Source organism: Bradyrhizobium sp., assembly GCF_049798375.1.
In the GTDB taxonomy this organism is placed as follows: Bacteria; Pseudomonadota; Alphaproteobacteria; order Rhizobiales; family Xanthobacteraceae; genus Bradyrhizobium.
Map to the genome: position 1 here is coordinate 1 of NZ_JBARGP010000735.1, position 6,287 is coordinate 6,287.

Sequence of the window (6,287 nt, forward strand, 5' to 3'; positions counted from 1 at the left end):
CGCAACGAGGACGTCGCGATCGACTACCGCGAGGCCGCGCCCGCCGCGACCACGAAAGACATCTTTCTCGGCGCCGACGGCAAGCCTGATAACAACAAGTCGCGCAATTCCGCGCTGGCGATCGGCGTGCCCGGCACCGTCGCGGGGCTGGCGCTTGCGCTCGAGAAATACGGCTCCGGCCATTTCACTTTGAGCCAGCTGCTGCAGCCGGCGATCGCGCTGGCGCGCGACGGTTTTGTGATGACCGACGACATGGCCGACAGTCTGCCGGAATCCTACAAGCGGCTGGCGCGCTGGCCGGCGAGCGCGCGGATCTTCTCGCGCGATGACGGCACGCCGCTGCGCGACGGTGACCGGCTGGTGCAGCCCGATCTCGCTGACACGCTGAGCGCGATTGCCGAGCAGGGACCGCGCGGCTTCTACGAGGGACCGGTCGCGGAGAAGCTCGCCAAGGGCATCCAGGATGCCGGCGGTATCATGACGACAGACGATCTGAAATCCTACCAGCCTGTGATCCGCACGCCAGTGCGCGGGACCTACCGCGGCTATGACATCGTCTCGATGCCGCTGCCCTCCTCCGGCGGCACCGTGTTGCTGGAGACGCTCAACATCCTCGAAGGTTATCAGCTCGGCGATTTCAAGCAGGGTAGCGCCGCCTCGCTTCATTTGTTGATCGAGGCGATGAAGCGTGCCTATGCCGATCGCGCCCGCTATCTCGGCGATCCCGCTTTCGTAAACGCGCCGGTCAACGTGATGTTGTCGAAGGACTATGCCGCGAAGCAGCGCGCCAGCATCGATCCAGACCACGCGACCGCGGCCGCCGACGTGCTGCAGGTGAAGCCGCTGCGCGAGGGCAGCAACACCACGCACTACTCGGTGGTCGACAGCATCGGCAACGCGGTCAGCAACACTTACACGCTGAACTTTCCGTTTGGCGTCGGCCTGATCCCCGACGGCACTGGCGTGCTGCTGAACAACGAGCTCGACGATTTCACCGCCGCGGTCGGCGCCTCCAATGCGTTCGACCTGGTCGGCTTCGAGGCCAACCTGCCCGGCCCGGGAAAACGGCCGCTCTCCTCGATGTCGCCGACCATCGTGCTCAAGGATGGCAAGCCGCTGCTGGTGACGGGGTCGCCGGGCGGCAGCCGCATCATTTCCACCGTGCTGCAGGTGATCGTCAACGTGTTGGACTATCATATGGACATTGCGCAGGCGGTGGCGGCGCCACGGCTGCACCATCAATGGATGCCCGACGAAGTGAGAATCGAGCGCGGCTTTCCGGCCGGGGTGCTGGCCGAGCTCGCCGCAAAAGGCCATCGCATCGTGCAGCCGATGGGCGAGACCTCCGCCAACTCGATCCTGGTGACGGCCAACGGCCTGCTCGGCGCGCCCGATCCGCGAACACGCGGCGCGGAGGCGGCCCCGCAATGACGCGATGACGGGTTGCTCGCCGTCCCTGCCGGGATAGATTGCGTGATATGCGCATCACAAGACGGGCGACGGCATCCCTGCCGACAGCCCGCGTAGTCCAGGGAGAAACCGCATGAGCACCGTCGAGCCCTCGCAGGCGATCAAGACCGCTGCAATCGAGGATAGCAGCCTGCTCGCGTTCTATCGCGACATGAGCCCGCCCGAGCGGCATACCTTCTGGGCCTGCGCCTCCGGCTGGGCGCTCGACGGCATGGACTTCATGATCTACCCGCTGGTGATCGGCACCATCATCGCGCTGTGGAAGGTCGATGCCGGCATGGCCGGCCTTGCCGGCACCGTGACGCTGCTCTCCTCGGCGATCGGCGGCTGGCTCGGCGGCTACGTCGCCGACCGCGTCGGGCGGGTCAGGACGCTGCAGTTCACGATCCTGTGGTTCTCCTTCTTCTCGCTGCTTTGCGCGCTGGCGCAGAACTTCGACCAGCTGCTGATCGCGCGCGCGGTGCTCGGCCTCGGTTTTGGCGGCGAATGGGCGGCCGGCGCGGTGCTGATGGGCGAGGCGATCCGGCCGCAATATCGCGGCCGTGCCGTCGGTTCGGTGCAGGCCGGCTGGGCGGTCGGCTGGGGCCTTGCCGTACTGGCGCAGGCGATCCTGTTCTCGGTGTTGCCGGCGGAGAGCGCATGGCGCTGGATGTTCGTGGTCGGCGCGCTGCCGGCGTTGCTGGTGTTCTATCTCCGCCGCTATGTCACCGAGCCCGAGATTGCCGCCGCCACTCGCGTGCAGCAGATGCAGACGGGCGACCAGCCGCAGCTCTGGGAAATCTTCTCCGGTCCGATGCTCAAGACCACGATCCTGGCATCGCTTGCGGCAACGGGCTGCCAGGGCGGTTACTACGCGATCACGTTCTGGGTGCCGCGTTTCCTCACCACCGAGCGCAAGCTGTCGATCGTCAGCTCCACCGGATATCTCTCGGCCCTGATCATCGGCTCCTTCGTCGGTTATCTCGTCGGCGCGTGGCTGGCGGACCGCATCGGCCGGCGCAATCTGTTCCTGATCTTCTCGCTAGGCGCCATCGCCGTGGTGCTGCTCTACACCCAATTGCCGCTCTCCAACGAGATCCTGTGGGTGCTGGGTTTCCCGCTCGGCTTCTTCGCCTCGGGCTACTTCTCCGGCATGGGCGCCTTCCTGACCGAGCTGTATCCGACCCGGCTGCGCGGCTCCGGCCAGGGCTTCTGCTACAATTTCGGCCGCGGCATCGGCGCCCTTTTCCCCTATCTCGTCGGCGCGCTATCGGCCTCGACTTCATTGGCCAATGCGATCGCGCTCTTCGCGGTCGTGGCCTACGCAGTGTTCTTCATCGCCGCCTATGCGCTGCCAGAAACGCGCGGCCGGGTGCTGCAGGCGGGCGGCTGATCAACGGCTGACCGTATACGGCCCGCCCTTCTCCATCGCACGCTGATAGGCGGGCCGCTTCTCGATTCGGTCGAGAAAATCCATCGCGCGCGGATGGCTCTGCTCCAGCCCGCCGCGTGCGGCGGCCGCCTGCAACGGGAAGCTCATCTGGATATCGGCCGCAGTGAATGCGCCACCGGCGAACCATTCGCTCTTCTGCAGCTCGCTTTCCCAGAATGCCATGTGCTGCTTGAGCTGAGGAATCACCAGCGTGGTCAGCGTCTGGCTCGACACTTTCCGCACCAGCGGACGCAGCAGCCCCGGTGCGCGCTTCGGCATGATGTTGAACAGCAGTTTCAACAACAGCAGCGGCATCGCCGATCCCTCGGCATAATGCAGCCAATAGGTATAGCGTAGCCGCTCCGGCGTGCCCGGCGGCGGGATCAGCCGGCCGCCGCCATGGGTCTCGATCAGGTATTCGACGATCGCGCCGGATTCCGCGACCACGTTGCCGCCGTCCGTGATGACCGGAGACTTGCCGAGCGGATGGATCGCCCGCAGCTCAGGTGGCGCCCGCAAATCGGGCAGCCGCTCATAGCGGATGATCTGGTAGGGCACGCTGAGCTCTTCGAGGAGCCAGAGCACACGCTGCGAGCGGGAGTTGTTGAGGTGATGAACGGTGAGCATCGAATCCCCGGCGTGATCGATTGAATGGGGTCGATCCCTAGCAGGCGGATCAGTGCGGCGCGACGTGGCGAAAGCCGCCACGCGCGTGAAATATTTACCCGGATGATATGGACATATAATAATATCCGGATATAAAGCTGCGCACCTGGACCGGAGCACGCGCCATGACCCCGACCTTCACCGCCTTCGCAGGCGCGCAGCGCCTGGCCAGCGGCGTGCTCGCAGATGTCGCGCTGGCGGTGAAGCACGCCGGCACGACGCCGGCCCCGATCACGATCTTCGACGACCGCACCGGGCGCGCGATTGATCTCGACCTGCGGGGCAGCGATGCCGACATCCTGGCGCGGCTGCCGCAGAATGCGGTCGACGACGAGCCATGCGTGCCGGCAGCGAGCGAGCCACGCGGCCGCGGACGGCCGAAGCTCGGCGTGGTCGCGCGCGAAGTGACGTTGCTGCCGCGCCATTGGGAATGGCTGAATGCGCAGCCCGGCGGCGCCTCGGTCGCGCTGCGCAAGCTGGTCGATGACACCAGAGGGGCGAGCGGCGACAGGGACCGGGCCCGCGAAGCGCGCGATGCCGCTTATCACTTCATGTCGGGCATTGCGGGCAACAACCCCAATTTCGAGGAAGCGGCGCGTGCGCTGTTTGCCGACGACAGGCGTCGCTTTGTCGCGCTGATTGCGGAATGGCCGGCGGATATTCGCGACCATGTCATCGCACTCGCCTATCGCGACCGTGCCGACTGAACGATCCGTGGACTGACCGACCAAGCGCGCGCATCAACCATCTTCCTTCAACGCGACCACGCGCGGGCATGCCTGCACACCGTGGTCGACAGGATGCATCCCGTGTCGAATCTTCCGCCGCTTCGCAAACCGTTCCTGATCTTCCTGGCGCCGATGATGCTCAGCAACATCCTGCAGGCGCTGTTCGGGACCATCAACAACGTCTATCTCGGCCAGATGATCGGCGTCGACGCGCTCGCCGCCGTCTCCGTGTTCTTTCCGGCGATGTTCTTCTTCATCTCCTTCGTACTGGGGCTGGCCTCCGGTGCGGGCGTGCTGATCGGACAGGCTTGGGGCGCGCGCGAGATCGGCAAGGTCAAGATGATCGCCGGCACCACCTTGACGGTGACCCTGCTGATCGGCGCCGTAATCGCGGTGCTCGGCGGACTGTTCAGTCATGAGCTGATGGCGGCGCTGGCGACCCCGGCGAACATCCGCGATGCGGCCGCGAGCTACGCGCGCATCATGATGCTGGCGATGCCGCTGACCTTCACCTTCATTCTGTTCACCGCCTTGATGCGTGGCGTCGGCGATACCGTGACCCCGCTGCTCGCACTGGCCGTCTCCACGGTCATCGGACTTGCGGTGACGCCGTCCCTGATCCGGGGCTGGTTCGGGCTGCCGCAGCTCGGCGTCGCCAGCGCGGCCTGCGCGTCTGCGGTATCGAGCCTGCTGACGTTGATCTGGCTCAATTTCTATCTGCGCCGCCGCAAGCATCCGCTGGCCTTCGACGCTGCGTTCCTGCGCGGCATGCGGCTCGATCCGCATCTGCTGCGGATCGTGCTGCGCCTCGGCATTCCCGCCGCGCTCAACATGATCGTGATGTCGACCGCGGAGATGGTGCTGCTCGGCCTCGTCAACAGCTTCGGTTCCGGCGCCACCGCGGCGTACGGTGCCGTCAACCAGGTCCTGAGCTATGTGCAGTTCCCGGCGATATCGATCGCGATCTCGGTTTCGATCTTCGGCGCCCAGGCCATCGGCCGCGGCGACGCCAAGCAGATCGGCCGCATCGTCCGCACCGGGATCGAGATGAACGTGGTGCTGACCGGCAGCCTGGTCGCGATCGCCTATTTGTTCTCGCGCATCCTGATGGGCTTCTTCATCACCGATCCGGCCGTGATCGAACTCGCGCAGCGCTCGCTGCACATCGTGCTGTGGAGCTCGGTCGCCTTCGGGATGTCGACGACGTTCTCGGCCGCGATGCGCGCCAGCGGCACGGTATGGGCGCCGCTCTCGATCTCGATGCTGACGATCGCCTGCGTCGAGGTGCCGTCGGCGCTTCTGCTCAGTCACATCTTCGGGATCGACGGCGTCTGGCTCGCCTACCCGATCACGTTCTGCACCATGTTGCTGCTGCAGATGAGCTTCTACCTGCTGGTCTGGCGCAAGCGCACCATTACCCGTCTCGTCTGACGGGACGGCACGCGTGCCGCCGCGCGCAATATGACGATCATCATAAACAACTGGACGCGGCCGGCACCCTGGACCACAATGCCGGAAAATCCAGGGAGACCGTCCGTGAGCCCAGCCGCCCCGCAATTTCTGTTCGATTTCGGCAGCCCCAACGCCTTTCTCAGCCATGAGGCGATCCCGGCGATCGAGCAGCGGATCGGCGTCAAGTTCGACTACGTGCCGGTGCTGCTCGGCGGCATCTTCAAGGCCACAAACAACAAGTCGCCGGCCGAGACGCTCGCAGGCGTCAAGAACAAGCGCGAGTTTCACGCGCTCGAGACCCAGCGCTTCGTCAAGCGCTTCCACGTCGCGCCGTATGTCTGGAACCCGCATTTTCCAGTCAACACGCTGAACCTGATGCGTGCCGCGATCGCCGCCCAGCTCGAAGGCGTGTTCGAGACCTATGTCGACGCCGCCTTCCATCATATGTGGCGCGAGCCAAAGAAGATGGACGACCCTGAGGTGGCGCTTGCAGCGCTCAACGCATCCGGGCTCGACGGCGCCAAGCTGCTGGCCCGCGCGCAGGAGCCGGAGGTCAAGGC

General features: G+C 65.5%; 6 protein-coding genes. 5 read left to right on the forward strand and 1 reads right to left on the reverse strand.

Annotation, left to right across the window (positions count from 1 at the left end):
* Together ggt and WA702_RS28355 are read left to right on the forward strand one after the other, a co-directional pair.
* On the forward strand, positions 1-1,431 hold a 1,431-nt coding region (ggt, locus tag WA702_RS28350; RefSeq protein ID WP_425113851.1), incomplete at its 5' end, for a gamma-glutamyltransferase.
* A gap of 112 nt (positions 1,432-1,543) precedes the next feature.
* The gene (locus WA702_RS28355; RefSeq protein WP_425113852.1) at positions 1,544-2,842 is read left to right on the forward strand and encodes an MFS transporter; all 1,299 of its coding nucleotides are present in this window, start codon (positions 1,544-1,546) and stop codon (positions 2,840-2,842) included.
* Here the strand turns inward: WA702_RS28355 and WA702_RS28360 are convergent, their stop codons facing one another.
* Complete coding sequence (locus WA702_RS28360) at positions 2,843-3,508, reverse strand: glutathione S-transferase family protein (RefSeq protein ID WP_425113853.1); 666 nt, start codon at positions 3,506-3,508, stop codon at positions 2,843-2,845. It lies immediately after the preceding gene.
* Between the two features lie 164 nt (positions 3,509-3,672).
* On the opposite strand from WA702_RS28360, the gene WA702_RS28365 reads away from it, so the two are divergent.
* The 3 genes from WA702_RS28365 to WA702_RS28375 form a co-directional block, all read left to right on the forward strand.
* Positions 3,673-4,254: a DUF2239 family protein gene (locus WA702_RS28365; protein ID WP_425113854.1), complete on the forward strand. Its 582-nt coding sequence runs from the start codon at positions 3,673-3,675 to the stop codon at positions 4,252-4,254.
* Between the two features lie 93 nt (positions 4,255-4,347).
* Entirely contained in the window at positions 4,348-5,706 is a 1,359-nt protein-coding gene (locus tag WA702_RS28370; protein ID WP_425113855.1) for an MATE family efflux transporter, read from the forward strand.
* 105 nt (positions 5,707-5,811) lie between these two features.
* A partial coding sequence (locus WA702_RS28375; RefSeq protein ID WP_425113856.1) for a 2-hydroxychromene-2-carboxylate isomerase occupies positions 5,812-6,287 on the forward strand: 476 nt, incomplete at its 3' end.

Coding starts and splice junctions, on each gene's coding strand:
- WA702_RS28365 (WP_425113854.1), top strand. CDS start 3,673: ATGACCCCGACCTTCACCGCCTTCGCAGGCGCGCAGCGCCTGGCCAGC.
- WA702_RS28370 (WP_425113855.1), top strand. CDS start 4,348: ATGCATCCCGTGTCGAATCTTCCGCCGCTTCGCAAACCGTTCCTGATC.
- WA702_RS28355 (WP_425113852.1), top strand. CDS start 1,544: ATGAGCACCGTCGAGCCCTCGCAGGCGATCAAGACCGCTGCAATCGAG.
- WA702_RS28360 (WP_425113853.1), bottom strand. CDS start 3,508: ATGCTCACCGTTCATCACCTCAACAACTCCCGCTCGCAGCGTGTGCTC.